Here is a 13,023-nt window from a genome sequence, read left to right on the forward strand (position 1 = left end):
GTAAAATCTCCCGGTTTCCGGCGCGGTTTCTTGCGCTGAGCAATAGCTGATTCCCAAATAGCTGACATAACGCAGCTTTCCGACTTCAGAGAGGCAACATGAAAACCAAGGCGCTGATTCTGGCTGCGAGCCTCGGTCTGACGACGCTGACGGCCCACGCCGCAGAAGGACGTCCCGAGATCGCCAAGAAGAAGATTTCCATGTGTATAGGGTGTCATGGCATTCCTGGCTACCAAGTGACTTTCCCGACGACCTACAAGGTGCCCAAGCTGGGGGGTCAGCACGCTGCCTATATTGTCAGCGCCTTGCAGGCCTACAAGTCCGGTGATCGCAAGCATCCCGACATGAACAGCATCGCTGCCAGCCTGTCCGAACAGGACATGGCCGACATCGCTGCTTACTACGCGAAGAAGTGAGGGAGCCGACCATGAACAAGATCCTGATGCTGGTCGCCTTTGCACTCGCTGCAACGCAAGCACAAGCTGCTGGCGACGCCGCCAGGGGCCAGGCCAAGTCGGCCGCATGTGCCGCCTGCCATGGTGCGGACGGCAACAGCGCCGTTCCGACCTTCCCGAAGCTGGCTGGTCAGAACGAGGACTACCTCGTGCACGCACTCAAGTCGTACAAGAACGGTACGCGCAAGAATGATGTCATGAAGGGTATGGCAGCGCCGCTTAGTGAGCAGGATATTGCTGATCTTGCCGCTTACTTTGCCAAGCAGAGTGGTCTGGTTGTCAAACGCTGAGTTTCGGCCGACACTTCAAACAAGAAAGCACCTGCGGGTGCTTTTTTGTTGCCTGTCAGAATGGAGAGAGGTTTTCACCGTTCCAGCAAAGGCCGCTCGCCTTGCCTTGCCAGTCTGACAAGACAAATCGGGTTCCCTCTGCATGTTCGTGGATAGCAGGACGATGGGTGTGGCCGTGGATGAGCCACTCCGCACCGCTTTGCTTGAACAGTGCTGCAATGGCGTCGCGATTGACGTCCATGATGAACATGGATTTGCCTGCCTTGGATTTTTCACTTTGTGCGCGCAGTCTGGAGGCAATGCGACGACGCAGGATGAACGGCAGGGCGTGAAAAATCGTTTGTAGAAGCCTGTTGCGAACGATGCGGCGAAAGCACTGGTAGCGTTTGTCGTCCGTGCACTGCGCATCGCCATGGACCAGTACAGTGCGATGGTCGCCGAGTTGCAGCAGGGTGGGCTCTTGCACGATCTGCACTCCGCTGCGTTTTGCGAAGGCATTGCCGAGCAGGAAATCTCGGTTGCCGACGAGGATGCGCACCTGTACGCCGGAATGAGCAACGGCTGCCAGTGCATCGGCGATACGGGCGCTGAAGGGCAGGGACAGGTCGTCGTCACCTGTCCAAGCCTCAAACAGGTCTCCCAATATCCACAGCGATTCGCATTGACGCGCCGGACCGATGAGGTAGTCCAGAAATGCCTGTGTTGTTTCCGGCCGGCTTTCGTGCAGGTGCAGGTCCGAAATGAAGTGGATCACGGCGACTTTCGTAGGTCAGGATACGCAAACGCCGGCTATGAGCCGGCGTTGCAGAAAGGTATGAGAGTGATCAGGCGACGATTTCAGCCTTGTCGATCACGATGGCTTCGACCGGCACATCCTGATGGAAGCCGCTACGGCCAGTCCTCGTGGCCTTGATCTGATTGACGACGTCCATGCCTTCGACGACCTTGCCGAAAACACAGTAGCCCCAGCCTTGCACGGACTCGTTCCGGAAGTCCAGGAAGTCGTTGTTCACGACGTTGATGAAGAACTGCGCGGTGGCCGAGTGCGGGTCGGAGGTGCGCGCCATGGCGACGGTACCGATTTCGTTCTTGAGGCCATTATTGGCTTCGTTTTTGATCGGAGCTTGCGTCGGCTTCTGGCTCATGTCGGCCGTCATGCCGCCCCCCTGAACCATGAAGTTGCTGATGACACGATGAAAGATGGTGCCGTCATAGTGGCCTGACTCGACGTACGAGAGGAAGTTCTTAACGGTTTCCGGGGCTTGCTCGGCGAAGAGCTCAAGCGTGATGTCGCCGAAGCGGGTTTTCAGTCTGACCATGGTGTGACTCCGTGTTATCGGGGGATTGGAATTCGGGGAGCGATGAGCCTTACTTGACGGGCAGCACGCGAGCGCTTTGTACGACGATGGCTTGCAGCGGCACGTCGCGCATGCCGGCGCTGATACCGGTGGGAATCTTGGCCATGTTATTGACGATGTCCATGCCTTCCACGACCTTGCCGAAGACGGCGTAGCCCCAGCCGTCCTGGCCGGGGGCATTGAGGAATCCGTTATCCGCAAAGTTGATGAAGAACTGCGAGGTGGCGGAATGGGGATCGGAGGTGCGCGCCATGGCGATGGTTCCGGGAGTGTTCTTGAGTCCGTTGCGGGCTTCGTTCTCGATGGGTGCGCGCGTGGATTTCTGCTGCATGTCCTTGTTGAATCCGCCGCCTTGCGCCATGAAGCCGGGGATCACGCGGTGAAAGATGGTGCCGTCATAATGCTTGTCTTCGACATACTTGAGGAAGTTGGCAACTGACTTTGGTGCCTTGACCGGATCCAGTTCGACAACAAAGTTGCCGAGCGTGGTTTCGAACTTCACGCGCGGCGCATCAGCTGCCGAGGCCGTTGCAAGATGGATTGCCAGCGCGCCCAGCATCAGGCTGCGAAGAATGACGTGACGGATGTTCATGCATTGCCCTCGTAAATGATTTTCCATTGACCGGCTTCCTTCATCCAGTACTGCCGTTTCTGCGACACGCTGTTGAGGTTGTTGCTGCGGTAGTCCTGTTCAAAGCTGACGACGACGATTTCCTGCTGGCCTGGATTGCGGAACATGCTCAGTTCGCGCAGGCCCAGCTTGATCCAGGACTTGCCTGCTGCGACGCGACGTTTGGTCGTAGCCCATTCACGCAGGTCACCAGATCCGCTACGGAAGTCGGCTGCGTAGTGGGACAGGTAGCGCTCGGTATCCAGGCTCTCCCAGTCCTTGCGCCAGCTTTCGATCTCGCGGTTGAGGGCCTGGCGTTCGGCTTTCCAATCGTCGAGCGACAGCCATTCCACGTCGGTGCTGATGATGACCGGCGTGCGCCCGACCTGTACGTAGTTGGCCAGCGTTTGCAGATCTTCGTTGGCCAGGACGACACAGCCGTCCGAAGCCTTGGGCGGACGCGAGTAGGTGTCTGCCGGCACTCCGTGGAGCCAGATGCCATGGCCATTGCGGCCATTGCGCTGGTCCCACTCGTTCGGATAGTTGATCGGGAAGGCGCCGGCGCCGTAGAAGTCGGTCAGCTTTGCCGGTGGCAGGAAGGAGGTGACGTGATAGACACCGACGGGCGTGCGCTTGTCGCCCTCGCGGGTCTTGTTGGCGCCATCCTTACCCTGCGTGATGTAAAAGTCCGCCACAAAAGTGGGGCGACCGTTGTCGTTGCGATAGAGGTACAGACGTGAGCGCTTGGTGTCGACCACCACGGCGTGCTTCTGCTCATCAGGCATCTGCAACAGATAGCGTGGAATCTGGTCGGCCTGCGGGCGGGTGGCGTAGCCCTGGATGCGCACCAGAGCTTCGTCACGCAAGTCGCCCAGTTTGCCTTCAGGACTCTGAGCGGTATTGCCAAAGCCTTTCAGCGGCGCAGTGCGTGCCAACAGCAGGTCGCCACGGATCAGGTGTGCGAGGCGGAAGTTGGGGTACAGCTTGAGCAGGTTCTCGGTGCGCGCGAGGGCGTCATCTAGCTTTGCCTCGCGGATGTCACGCAGGATCAGCGAAATCGTGGCGTCAGGGCCAGCATCCGACACCCCGGCAAGGATCCGTCCAGGGCCGGCGGCGGAAGTGCTGGCGAACAGGCACGCCAGCAGGGCACAACGAAACAGGATGCGGCGGTTCAAGCGGTTCAGACGCATGGTCCCCAATCAGCGACCCACCCGTTCCTGCTGGATTACCCAGCGGCTACCCTGGCGGGTCATCACGATGGTTTTGGGCGTAGCCGTGTTCAGGCTCGCCGACGAATAATGCTGACGGAACTGGGCCGTGGCCTTATCGCCATTGACCTCAATGCGCAGACCGCTGATCGAGACCTTGATCGCACCGGGTTTGTCGATGCGCGATTCGCGTTCGGCCTCCCAGGTTTTGCGATTTACGCCACCTGGGGTCTGGAAGTCCTTGCCATAGGCCGCCAAGTAGGCTCTGACATCTTTGCGCGACCAGGCGGCGGCCCAGCCTTCAAGCGCGGCTTGAACCTCGCTGCTGGCATTGGCTGCAGGCTTTTCGGCAACTGGCTTGGCGCTGCTGGATGCGACGCTGCTGCTGGCAGCGGCTATCGGCGGCTGCGCTTTGGCTGAGGCGGCAGCCGAGCTGGAAGCGGTTGGAGGTGTCACAGGCGTTGGGACAACGCTGGCGGCGCTGCTGGCCGCAGCGATTACGACGGGTTTGGTGGTCGGAGTCGTCGTAGTGCGGTTACCGGCCGTCATCATGTCGCGCAGCAGTTTCAGCTTGGCTTGTGCGTTGGCGTTGCCGGAGTCGATCTGCAGGGCCCGGTCATAAGCCTGACGGGCCATCTGGGTATACAGGTCGCCGAGGTTCTCGTGTGCAGTCGCGTAAGTCGGATGGGTACGGATCGACATTTCGAGCGCTGTACGTGCCTTGTCGTATTGCTTCTGCTGAGCATAGATCACGGCAAGGTTGTTGTAAGGCTCGGGCAACTCCGGTGCTTCTTCGGTCAGCTTGGTGAAGACGGCAGCCGCCTCGTCCAGCCGGTTCATTTCGGCGAGGATGACGCCCTTGAGGAAGCGCGCGCCGCGATCCTTGGGGTTGGCCGAGACCAGTTCGTTAACCTCATCCAGCGCCTTGGCATGTTGCCCCTGACGCAGCAGGTTCTGAGCTTCCTGGTAGCTGGCTGCCATGACGGGCTGTGCGACGCACAGCACCAGCAGCGTTACGATGCGGGCGAGGGGCAGGCGAAAGAAGGTCTGGGGCATTGTGGTAGAGTCTGAGCGGGTTGTCGGACTGGCGTGGGCAGAGCCCTGACCGGGCCTGGCAGTGGTTGAAGGCCTCGAAAAACTGTTTTTGCGGGGGCTTGCTCCAGCTGCAAACGCGTGCGGATTTTACTTTACATTCTGTGCTTCTGCGGCCCGCTGCGCGAATTTCCGCCAGTCTGTTGCCGGTGACAGACGCCCGTCCCGCTGGCCCATAGACGCTATAAGAACCAAGACACCACGGCATGCTCAAGATCTACAACTCACTCGCTCGCCAGAAGCAGGAATTCACCCCCATCGAACCCGGCAAAGTCCGCATGTACGTCTGCGGTCTGACCGTTTACGACTATTTCCACATTGGCAATGCCCGCACGTTGACTGTGTTCGACATGGTCTATCGCTGGCTGACAACCATCGGCTATGACGTTAGCTACGTGCGCAACATTACGGACGTTGACGATAAGATCATCGATCGGGCCAACAAGAACGGCGAGCCCATCGATGCACTGACCGAACGCATGATTGCTGCGATGCACGAAGACACGAGTCGTCTTGGCATGAAGCTGCCGAGCCACGAGCCGCGTGCGACGCAACACATTGACGGCATGCTCTCGATGATTGGCCAACTGGTCGACAAGGGCATGGCATATCCGGCTGACAACGGCGATGTTTACTACGCTGTCCGCGAGTTTGCCGGTTACGGCAAGCTGTCCGGCAAGTCCATTGACGATTTGCGCGCGGGCGAACGTGTGGCAGTGAATACCGCCAAGCGCGACCCGCTCGATTTCGTTTTGTGGAAGGCGGCGAAGCCGCACGAGCCGCACTGGAGCTCGCCCTGGGGCAATGGGCGGCCTGGCTGGCATATTGAATGTTCGGCCATGTGCAAGGCACAGCATGGCGACACGCTCGACATTCACGGTGGCGGCTGGGACCTGCAGTTCCCGCATCACGAGGGCGAGATCGCGCAGAGCGAAGGGGCTTCGGGCAAGCCTTTTGTGAATTACTGGATGCACGCGGCCTTCCTCAACATGGACAACGAGAAGATGTCCAAGTCGCTGGGTAACGTGTTTACGACGCGCGAAGTGTTGAACAAGCTCGATCCCGTGCAAGGTGGCGAGACGGTGCGCTACTTCCTGCTGCGAGGCCACTATCGCTCAGAGATCAACTACACCTGGGACATCCTGCAGGACGCGCGTGCTTCGCTGCTTTCGCTGTACACGGCGCTGCGGGACGTGCCGCCTGAGGTACCGCCGGAAGACTTCATGATCGACTGGAACGAGCCGCATGCGGCGCGCTTCCGCGAGGTGATGTGCGACGACTTCAATACGTCGATGGCGTTTGCTGTGTTGCATGAGCTGCGTGCCGAAGTAAATCGCACGCGTTCGACGCAGCTATCCGCCCTGCTGCGCGCGCTGGGTTCGACCATTGGCTTGCTGACGCAGGAGCCTGGACGCTTTGTGCAGGGCGGTGCGGCGAGCGACGACGATGCGGCCAGAATTGAGGCATTGATCCAGCAGCGCATCGAAGCAAAGAAGACGCGCAATTTCGCCGAGTCTGATCGTATTCGCGACGAACTCAAGGCACGTGGCATCGTGTTGGAGGATGGTGCCGGAGGAACGACCTGGCGGCGTGCATGATGTAGCGGGTTTGGCAGGTCTTTGTGGGTAACGAAGGAGGGTGATCTTGAAGGTCTATCTCGTAGCGAATCCCAAGGGCGGCTCGGGCAAGAGCACAGTCGCCACCAACCTTGCAGGTTTGCTGGCCAGCCAGCCGAAAGCGCAGGTGATGCTGGGCGACGTCGATCGCCAGCAATCAGCCGGCTACTGGCTCAAGTGTCGTCCCTCGGGTGCTCGACCCATTCACACCTGGGAGCTTGAAGAAGGTAAACCGGCCAAGCCTCCCAAGGGCACGACGCACGCCGTGCTGGATACGCCCGCAGGGCTCCATGATGAAAAACTGCGCAGCCTCGTCAAGCTGGCTGATCGCGTGCTGGTGCCTGTCCAGGCTTCGATGTTCGATCTCATGGCCAGCCAGACTTTCTTTTCCGAACTGGCTGAGATGAAGGCCGCGCGTGGTTTGCCGATTGCCGTCATTGGCATGCGTATTGATGAACGTACGCGTTCGGCCGAGCAATTCCATCGATTCATTGAATCAACGGGCCTGCCGCTACTGACCTGTCTGCGCAGCACTCAGAATTACGTCCAGCTGGCCGCACACGGCTTGACGCTGTTTGATGTGGCACCGGGACGTGTCGAGAAAGATCTCGCTCAATGGGAGCAGATTCGATCCTGGATCTAGCTTTACCGTTCGTCGCGAGTTGATCTTGCCGCACGGCGCTTGGTGCAGCATCCACACGATTAGGTAGATCGGAACGTCGCATGAAAATAGTCAAGACATCGCTCGGAATGGCCGCACTTGCCGATCGCGACAAGCGCTTGTCAAGCAAGGTTCGCATGTTGCTTGTGACTGTGGATGGCACGATCGACAGAGCTGAGCTGCGCAAGATTGCGATGAACATTGGGGCCCCGGCGGATGCAGTGGATACCTTGTTTGCTTTGGATCTTGTTGCCGAGGAGCGAGCGTCCGATGCAAGCCCGGAAGCTCCCGCAGAATCGGCCAACGAGGGCGGCGAAACTGCCCGTGACGCATTTGGCCGGCTTCGGATGGGGGCTGCCATCATGAATGAGCTGGCATCTGACGTACTCGGCTTGAAGGCCTTTTTCTTCGTTCTTAAGGTAGAGAAGTGCGGAAATGTTGCGGAGCTCGCCCAATTGCTGCCCGGTCTGGAGGCTGCGGTTATCAAGGCGCACGGGTCAGAGGCAGGCGCAAGGCTGCTGGATCCCCTGAGGCGCTTGTTGGCTTGACGCCTCGGGCGGATCCGGGAAAACAAAAAAGCCACTGCATGCAGTGGCTTTTTTGCTGATGCCCGTGTGATCAGGCTTCGTCTTTGGCTGCGCGCTTGCGCTCATGTTCTTTGAGGAAGCGCTTACGCAGACGTATGTTCTGTGGCGTGATTTCCACGAGTTCGTCGTCAGCGATGAACTCGATGGCCGACTCCAGCGTGAGCTGGATGGGCGGCGTCAGCACAACGGCTTCGTCCTTGCCGGAAGCGCGAACGTTGGTGAGCTGCTTGCCCTTGACGGGGTTTACAACGAGGTCGTTGTCGCGTGAGTGGATGCCGATGATCATGCCTTCGTACAGCTTCTCTCCGGGGCTCACGAACATGCGGCCGCGGTCCTGCAGATTCCACAGTGCGTAGGCGACGGCTTCGCCATCGTTCTGGCTGATCAACACACCGTTGCGGCGCTCGGACATCGAACCCGCCATCGGCGCGTAGTCATCGAACACGTGGCTGGCGAGGCCGGTACCACGCGTCAGCGTGAGGAATTCACCCTGGAAGCCGATCAAGCCTCGTGCCGGGATGCGGTACTCAAGACGCACACGACCCTTGCCGTCCGGCTGCATGTCCTGGAGTTCGCCACGGCGACGGCCGAGCTCCTCCATGACGCCGCCCTGGTGGTTCTCTTCGACGTCGACGGTCAGCATTTCGTACGGCTCGCACTTCTCGCCGTTGATTTCCTTGAACACTACACGCGGACGGCCGACGGCCAGTTCGTAGCCTTCACGACGCATGGACTCAAGCAGCACGGTGAGGTGCAGCTCGCCGCGGCCGGAGACTTCAAATACGTCGGAGTCCGAGGTGAAAGAGACACGCAACGCGACGTTCTTGAGCAGTTCCTTTTCGAGGCGCTCGCGGATCTGACGGCTGGTGACGTACTTGCCTTCGCGGCCTGCGAGGGGGGATGAGTTGACGAGGAAGTTCATCGTCAGCGTCGGTTCATCGACCGCGATGGGCTTCATCGCGTCAAGGTGCTCGGGGTCACAGATGGTCACGCCAATGCCGACCTGATCGATACCTGCGACAAGAATGATGTCACCGGCCTCGGCGGACTCGGCCGGTGCGCGCTCCAGACCCGTGAAAGTCAGCACTTGCGATACCTTGGCCTTACCCTTGTTTTCGTCGCCATACATGACAACGACTTCCTGGTTCGGACGGATACGACCACGCTTGATGCGGCCAATGCCCAGCTGACCGATGTAGGTCGAATAGTCGAGCGAGCAGATCTGCACTTGCAGCGGACCTTCCGAGTCCACTTCAGGTTGCGGCACGTGCCTGAGGATGGCGTCGAACAGAGGCTTCATGTCGCTGCCGGGCTTGTCGGCCTCCAGCATTGCGAAGCCATTGAGTGCCGAGGCATAGACGACAGGGAAGTCGAGCTGCTCTTCGGTCGCGCCCAGTTTGTCGAACAGGTCGAAGGTCTGGTTGATGACCCAGTCCGGACGCGCGCCCGGCCGGTCGATCTTGTTGATCACGACGATGGGCTTGAGCCCCATGCCCAGCGCCTTGCGGGTCACGAAGCGAGTTTGCGGCATCGGGCCTTCGACGGCATCGACCAGCAACAGCACGGAGTCGACCATCGACAGCACGCGCTCCACTTCACCGCCGAAGTCCGCGTGTCCGGGAGTGTCGACGATGTTGATGTGGGTGTCGCCGTACTGGATGGCGCAGTTCTTGGCCAGAATCGTGATGCCGCGCTCTTTTTCCTGGTCGTTGCTGTCCATCACACGCTCGGCCACCTGCTGGTGAGCTGCAAAGGTGCCGGATTGGCGGAGAAGCTGGTCGACGAGAGTGGTTTTGCCGTGGTCGACGTGGGCGATGATGGCGATGTTGCGGATTGCGCGGCTCATGGTTGCTCTGCTGGCGGAAATTTGCGCGAGCTCAGGCGAAGGGTGCCGGAACTGGCTGGTTTCGGGGGTTGAAGGGCCTGAGACGTAGCCGTCAGGCAAGCCTTCGATTCTAGCACGCCAAGGTGTTGCGCCGCAGCGCCCTTTTTATAGCGGTATGAGAAGGTGTCGATTCAAAGCCTTGAAAGGGTGAGGGAAACGTCGTAGAATCGCGGGCTTTCCTTGCTCCACTGGTACGCATGCCGGGGGGCTCAATCAACCGTAAGGGAGTTTGCATGCGACATTACGAAGTTGTTTTCATCGTGCACCCCGATCAGAGCGAGCAAGTGCCCGCCATGATCGAGCGCTACAAGACCCTGGTCACCAGCAAGGCTGGCCAGATTCATCGTCTGGAAGACTGGGGCCGCCGCCAGCTGGCTTACCCGATCCAGAAGATTCACAAGGCTCACTACGTGCTCATGAACATCGAGTGCGATGGCGACACGCTGGCTGAACTCGAACACGCTTTCAAGTTCAATGATGCCGTGCTGCGCCACCTGACCATCAAGACGAAGAAGGCTGTTACGACTCCTTCGCCGATGATGAAGGAAGAAAAGTCGCGTTCGCTGACCGCCCCGGCCCCCGCTGCTGAAGAAGCTTCGGGCGAAGCTTCGGCAGCCTGAGCACCGATCAGAACAGATTGGGTGTTACTGGAACAAACCACGTTCGCATTGCCGGAGTCCTGAAGGAGCGCGAAGCGCTGCGCATGACCCCGGCCCGGATCCCGGTGCTGCAGTTCAGGCTGCAACACGAATCGACCCAGGTTGAACTGGATGTCGAGCGGAAGACGAGTTGTGAAGTGGGCGCACTGGCGATGGGCCCCCTGGCGCAGCAGCTTGCTGCGATGCCGATGGGAGTCGCGATGGTGGTAGAGGGATTCCTTGCTGCCCGCAGTGCGAAAAACCAGAACCCCGTTTTGCACGTACAGAAATTCGAGCTGCTGGACAGCTCGCCAAAACTGGAAGGAACCACGTAATGGCTTTCAAACCTGCCAACAAGAAGAAGGAAGAGCGCGGCGGCAATCGCGGCCTCTTCAAGCGTCGCAAGTTCTGCCGCTTCTCGGCCGAGAAGATCGAAGAGATCGACTACAAGGACGTCGATATCCTCAAGGACTTCGTGACCGAAAACGGCAAGATCATGCCGGCCCGCATCACGGGTACCAAGACCCACTATCAGCGTCAGCTGTCGACGGCGATCAAGCGCGCCCGTTTCCTGGCCCTGATCCCCTACACCGACCTGCACCAGTAAGAGGAAGACCAGACCATGCAAATCATTCTGCTTGAGAAGGTTGTTAACCTCGGCAATCTGGGCGACGTCGTGCGCGTCAAGGACGGCTATGCCCGTAACTTCCTGATTCCCCAAGGCCACGCCAAGCGTGCGACCGAAGCCAACGTTGCCGAATTCGCCGCCAAGCGCGCCGAGCTCGAAAAGGCTGCGGCCGAAAAGCTGGCTGAAGCCCAGGCCCTGGGTGCCAAGGTTGACGGGCTGACCGTTCAGATCACCAGCAAGTCGGGTGTGGACGGCCGCCTGTTTGGCTCCGTGACCAACGCCGACATCGCTGAAGCGATCAAGGCTTCCGGTTTCGAAGTTGCCAAGTCCGGCGTGCGTCTGCCCGAAGGCCCGTTCAAGGCCGTCGGCGAGTACGACGTGCAGGTTGCTCTGCACACCGATGTGGTCGTGACCGTCAAGGTCTCGGTACTCGGCGAGCACTGATCAGCGTCGGCTGAGGAAAAAAGGGCTGCGTCAGCAGCCCTTTTTCTTTTCTGGATCGCTGTGGCGATCTGGGGGTGGGCGGTAGAATCGACCTCCCCGAAGGAGTGTTTCATGGCGCAAGGTCGCAACGATTTCCGCAACGATTTCCGCGAGCAGGCAGCGCCTGATCCGCAGCTGGCATCGCTCAAGCTGCCGCCACACTCCATCGAGGCGGAGCAGTCGCTGATCGGTGGTCTGCTGCTCGACAACACGGCCTGGGATCGCGTTGGCGATCTGGTGTCGGAAGTCGATTTCTATCGCGACGAGCATCGACGCATCTTCCGGCAGATCGCCATGCTCATTGAGCTGGGCAAGCCGGCGGACATCGTCACGGTGTTCGAGTCGCTCGACAAGAACAATGAATCGCAGCACGTTGGTGGCCTTGCCTACCTGGGTGAAATCGCCAACAACACGCCCTCTGCGGCCAACGTGCGTCGCTACGCCGAGATCGTTCGCGAGCGTGCCATCCTGCGCAAGCTCGTGACGGTGGGTGACGAGATTTCGGGCAGTGCGCTGCTGCCTTCCGGGCGCAACGCCAGCATCATCCTCGACGAGGCCGAATCCAAGATCCTCGCCATTCGTGATGAAGGCAGCAAGGGCGCGCAGGGCTTCACGCCGATCCAGCCTGTGCTGGGGCAGGTCGTCGAGCGTATCCAGGAACTGTATTCGCGTGATGACCAGGCAGCCATCACCGGTGTGCCTACCGGTCTGGTGGATCTGGATGACAAGACCTCGGGGCTGCAGCCGACGGACATGATCATCCTCGCGGCGCGTCCCGGTATGGGCAAGACCTCGTTTGCACTGAACGTAGCCGAGAGCGTGGCGCTGGAAGCCGGTTTACCGGTGGCGATCTTTTCGATGGAAATGCCGGCCTCGCAGTTGGCGATGCGTTTCATCTCGTCGGTAGGCCGCCTTGACCAGCACCGCTTGCGTACCGGCAAGCTCAACGACGATGAGTGGCAGAAGCTGACCTACGCCTTGGGTCGTCTGCACGAAGCTCCGATTTACATCGACGAAACGCCGGGTCTCAACCCGACCGATCTGCGGGCGCGTGCGCGTCGTCTGCACCGTCAGTGTGGCGGCAAGCTTGGCTTGATCGTGATCGACTACCTGCAGCTGATGACTACGCTCAAGGAGAGTGACAACCGTGCGGCCGAGCTGTCGGAAATCTCGCGGAACGTGAAGGGTCTGGCCAAGGAGCTGAAGGTGCCCATCATGGCGCTGTCACAGCTCAACCGCAGCCTGGAGCAGCGTGCGGACAAGCGCCCGATGGCATCCGATCTGCGTGAGTCCGGCGCTCTGGAGCAGGATGCGGACATCATCATGTTCATTTACCGCGATGAGATCTATAACCCGGACACGCAGGACAAAGGCAAGGCCGAGCTGATCATCGCCAAGCACCGTAACGGCCCGACGGGTATGGTGCCGATGACGTTCGTGGGTGAGTACACGCGCTTCGAGAACTACATCCAGAACGCGCCCAGCTATTGAGCGGATCAGGTTGAACAACAA

General features: G+C 59.7%; 16 protein-coding genes. 10 read left to right on the forward strand and 6 right to left on the reverse strand.

The genetic code is table 11. The features are described from left to right. Positions 1-98 precede the first annotated feature (98 nt). Both ABEA02_RS02035 and ABEA02_RS02040 read left to right on the forward strand, forming a co-directional pair. A complete protein-coding gene (locus ABEA02_RS02035) occupies positions 99-416 on the forward strand; it encodes a c-type cytochrome (RefSeq protein WP_345531157.1) in 318 nt (105 codons plus the stop codon). Between the two features lie 11 nt (positions 417-427). Further along, a complete protein-coding gene (locus ABEA02_RS02040) occupies positions 428-745 on the forward strand; it encodes a c-type cytochrome (RefSeq protein WP_345531158.1) in 318 nt (105 codons plus the stop codon). A gap of 55 nt (positions 746-800) precedes the next feature. Here the strand turns inward: ABEA02_RS02040 and ABEA02_RS02045 are convergent, their stop codons facing one another. From ABEA02_RS02045 to ABEA02_RS02065, 5 genes are all read right to left on the reverse strand, one after another. Next, positions 801-1,499, reverse strand: coding sequence for a UDP-2,3-diacylglucosamine diphosphatase (locus ABEA02_RS02045; protein ID WP_345531159.1), 699 nt, complete (start codon positions 1,497-1,499; stop codon positions 801-803). A gap of 70 nt (positions 1,500-1,569) precedes the next feature. Continuing rightward, on the reverse strand, positions 1,570-2,064 hold the full coding sequence (locus ABEA02_RS02050; protein WP_345531160.1) for a peptidylprolyl isomerase: 495 nt from the start codon (positions 2,062-2,064) through the stop codon (positions 1,570-1,572). A 49-nt stretch (positions 2,065-2,113) separates the two neighbouring features. Next, positions 2,114-2,695 carry a peptidylprolyl isomerase gene (locus ABEA02_RS02055; RefSeq protein ID WP_425584647.1) on the reverse strand — a complete coding sequence of 194 codons (582 nt, stop codon included), beginning with the start codon at positions 2,693-2,695 and terminating at the stop codon, positions 2,114-2,116. After that, a complete protein-coding gene (locus ABEA02_RS02060) occupies positions 2,692-3,903 on the reverse strand; it encodes a L,D-transpeptidase family protein (RefSeq protein WP_345531161.1) in 1,212 nt (403 codons plus the stop codon). Before ABEA02_RS02060 ends, ABEA02_RS02055 begins: the two co-directional genes overlap by 4 nt. A 9-nt stretch (positions 3,904-3,912) precedes the next feature. Continuing rightward, complete coding sequence (locus ABEA02_RS02065; RefSeq protein WP_345531162.1) at positions 3,913-4,977, reverse strand: nuclear transport factor 2 family protein; 1,065 nt, start codon at positions 4,975-4,977, stop codon at positions 3,913-3,915. A 242-nt stretch (positions 4,978-5,219) separates the two neighbouring features. Here ABEA02_RS02065 and cysS point away from each other — a divergent pair, with 242 nt between their 5' ends. From cysS to ABEA02_RS02080, 3 genes are all read left to right on the forward strand, one after another. Beyond that, on the forward strand, positions 5,220-6,611 hold the full coding sequence (gene cysS, locus ABEA02_RS02070; RefSeq protein WP_345531163.1) for a cysteine--tRNA ligase: 1,392 nt from the start codon (positions 5,220-5,222) through the stop codon (positions 6,609-6,611). A gap of 46 nt (positions 6,612-6,657) precedes the next feature. Next, the gene (locus ABEA02_RS02075) at positions 6,658-7,272 is read left to right on the forward strand and encodes a nucleotide-binding protein (RefSeq protein ID WP_425584648.1); all 615 of its coding nucleotides are present in this window, start codon (positions 6,658-6,660) and stop codon (positions 7,270-7,272) included. Positions 7,273-7,352: 80 nt separating this feature from the next. Beyond that, on the forward strand, positions 7,353-7,838 hold the full coding sequence (locus tag ABEA02_RS02080) for a hypothetical protein (protein ID WP_345531165.1): 486 nt from the start codon (positions 7,353-7,355) through the stop codon (positions 7,836-7,838). 70 nt (positions 7,839-7,908) lie between these two features. On the opposite strand, the gene typA is transcribed toward ABEA02_RS02080, so the two are convergent. Further along, positions 7,909-9,723 (reverse strand): translational GTPase TypA, encoded by a 1,815-nt coding sequence (typA, locus tag ABEA02_RS02085; protein ID WP_345531166.1) that lies wholly within the window; start codon positions 9,721-9,723, stop codon positions 7,909-7,911. A gap of 272 nt (positions 9,724-9,995) precedes the next feature. On the opposite strand from typA, the gene rpsF reads away from it, so the two are divergent. The 5 genes from rpsF (at position 9,996) to dnaB (ending at position 13,002) form a co-directional block, all read left to right on the forward strand. Beyond that, positions 9,996-10,382, forward strand: coding sequence for a 30S ribosomal protein S6 (rpsF, locus tag ABEA02_RS02090; RefSeq protein ID WP_345531167.1), 387 nt, complete (start codon positions 9,996-9,998; stop codon positions 10,380-10,382). A 17-nt stretch (positions 10,383-10,399) separates the two neighbouring features. Then, positions 10,400-10,735 carry a primosomal replication protein N gene (gene priB / locus ABEA02_RS02095; protein ID WP_345531168.1) on the forward strand — a complete coding sequence of 112 codons (336 nt, stop codon included), beginning with the start codon at positions 10,400-10,402 and terminating at the stop codon, positions 10,733-10,735. Further along, complete coding sequence (gene rpsR, locus ABEA02_RS02100) at positions 10,735-11,007, forward strand: 30S ribosomal protein S18 (RefSeq protein WP_345531169.1); 273 nt, start codon at positions 10,735-10,737, stop codon at positions 11,005-11,007. Before priB ends, rpsR begins: the two co-directional genes overlap by 1 nt. Before the next feature lie 15 nt (positions 11,008-11,022). Beyond that, the gene (gene rplI / locus ABEA02_RS02105; RefSeq protein ID WP_345531170.1) at positions 11,023-11,472 is read left to right on the forward strand and encodes a 50S ribosomal protein L9; all 450 of its coding nucleotides are present in this window, start codon (positions 11,023-11,025) and stop codon (positions 11,470-11,472) included. A gap of 111 nt (positions 11,473-11,583) precedes the next feature. Then, on the forward strand, positions 11,584-13,002 hold the full coding sequence (dnaB, locus tag ABEA02_RS02110) for a replicative DNA helicase (protein ID WP_345531171.1): 1,419 nt from the start codon (positions 11,584-11,586) through the stop codon (positions 13,000-13,002). Positions 13,003-13,023 lie beyond the last annotated feature (21 nt).

It is taken from the genome of Viridibacterium curvum, from assembly GCF_039544165.1.
In the GTDB taxonomy this organism is placed as follows: Bacteria; Pseudomonadota; Gammaproteobacteria; order Burkholderiales; family Rhodocyclaceae; genus Viridibacterium; species Viridibacterium curvum.

Excerpts from the sequence above, each read along its gene's own strand:
- ABEA02_RS02065 (WP_345531162.1), bottom strand. The coding sequence starts at position 4,977 with ATGCCCCAGACCTTCTTTCGCCTGCCCCTCGCCCGCATCGTAACGCTG.
- ABEA02_RS02060 (WP_345531161.1), bottom strand. The coding sequence starts at position 3,903 with ATGCGTCTGAACCGCTTGAACCGCCGCATCCTGTTTCGTTGTGCCCTG.
- ABEA02_RS02080 (WP_345531165.1), top strand. The coding sequence starts at position 7,353 with ATGAAAATAGTCAAGACATCGCTCGGAATGGCCGCACTTGCCGATCGC.
- dnaB (WP_345531171.1), top strand. The coding sequence starts at position 11,584 with ATGGCGCAAGGTCGCAACGATTTCCGCAACGATTTCCGCGAGCAGGCA.
- ABEA02_RS02035 (WP_345531157.1), top strand. The coding sequence starts at position 99 with ATGAAAACCAAGGCGCTGATTCTGGCTGCGAGCCTCGGTCTGACGACG.
- rpsF (WP_345531167.1), top strand. The coding sequence starts at position 9,996 with ATGCGACATTACGAAGTTGTTTTCATCGTGCACCCCGATCAGAGCGAG.
- cysS (WP_345531163.1), top strand. The coding sequence starts at position 5,220 with ATGCTCAAGATCTACAACTCACTCGCTCGCCAGAAGCAGGAATTCACC.
- typA (WP_345531166.1), bottom strand. The coding sequence starts at position 9,723 with ATGAGCCGCGCAATCCGCAACATCGCCATCATCGCCCACGTCGACCAC.
- rpsR (WP_345531169.1), top strand. The coding sequence starts at position 10,735 with ATGGCTTTCAAACCTGCCAACAAGAAGAAGGAAGAGCGCGGCGGCAAT.
- ABEA02_RS02050 (WP_345531160.1), bottom strand. The coding sequence starts at position 2,064 with ATGGTCAGACTGAAAACCCGCTTCGGCGACATCACGCTTGAGCTCTTC.
- ABEA02_RS02040 (WP_345531158.1), top strand. The coding sequence starts at position 428 with ATGAACAAGATCCTGATGCTGGTCGCCTTTGCACTCGCTGCAACGCAA.
- rplI (WP_345531170.1), top strand. The coding sequence starts at position 11,023 with ATGCAAATCATTCTGCTTGAGAAGGTTGTTAACCTCGGCAATCTGGGC.
- ABEA02_RS02055 (WP_425584647.1), bottom strand. The coding sequence starts at position 2,695 with ATGAACATCCGTCACGTCATTCTTCGCAGCCTGATGCTGGGCGCGCTG.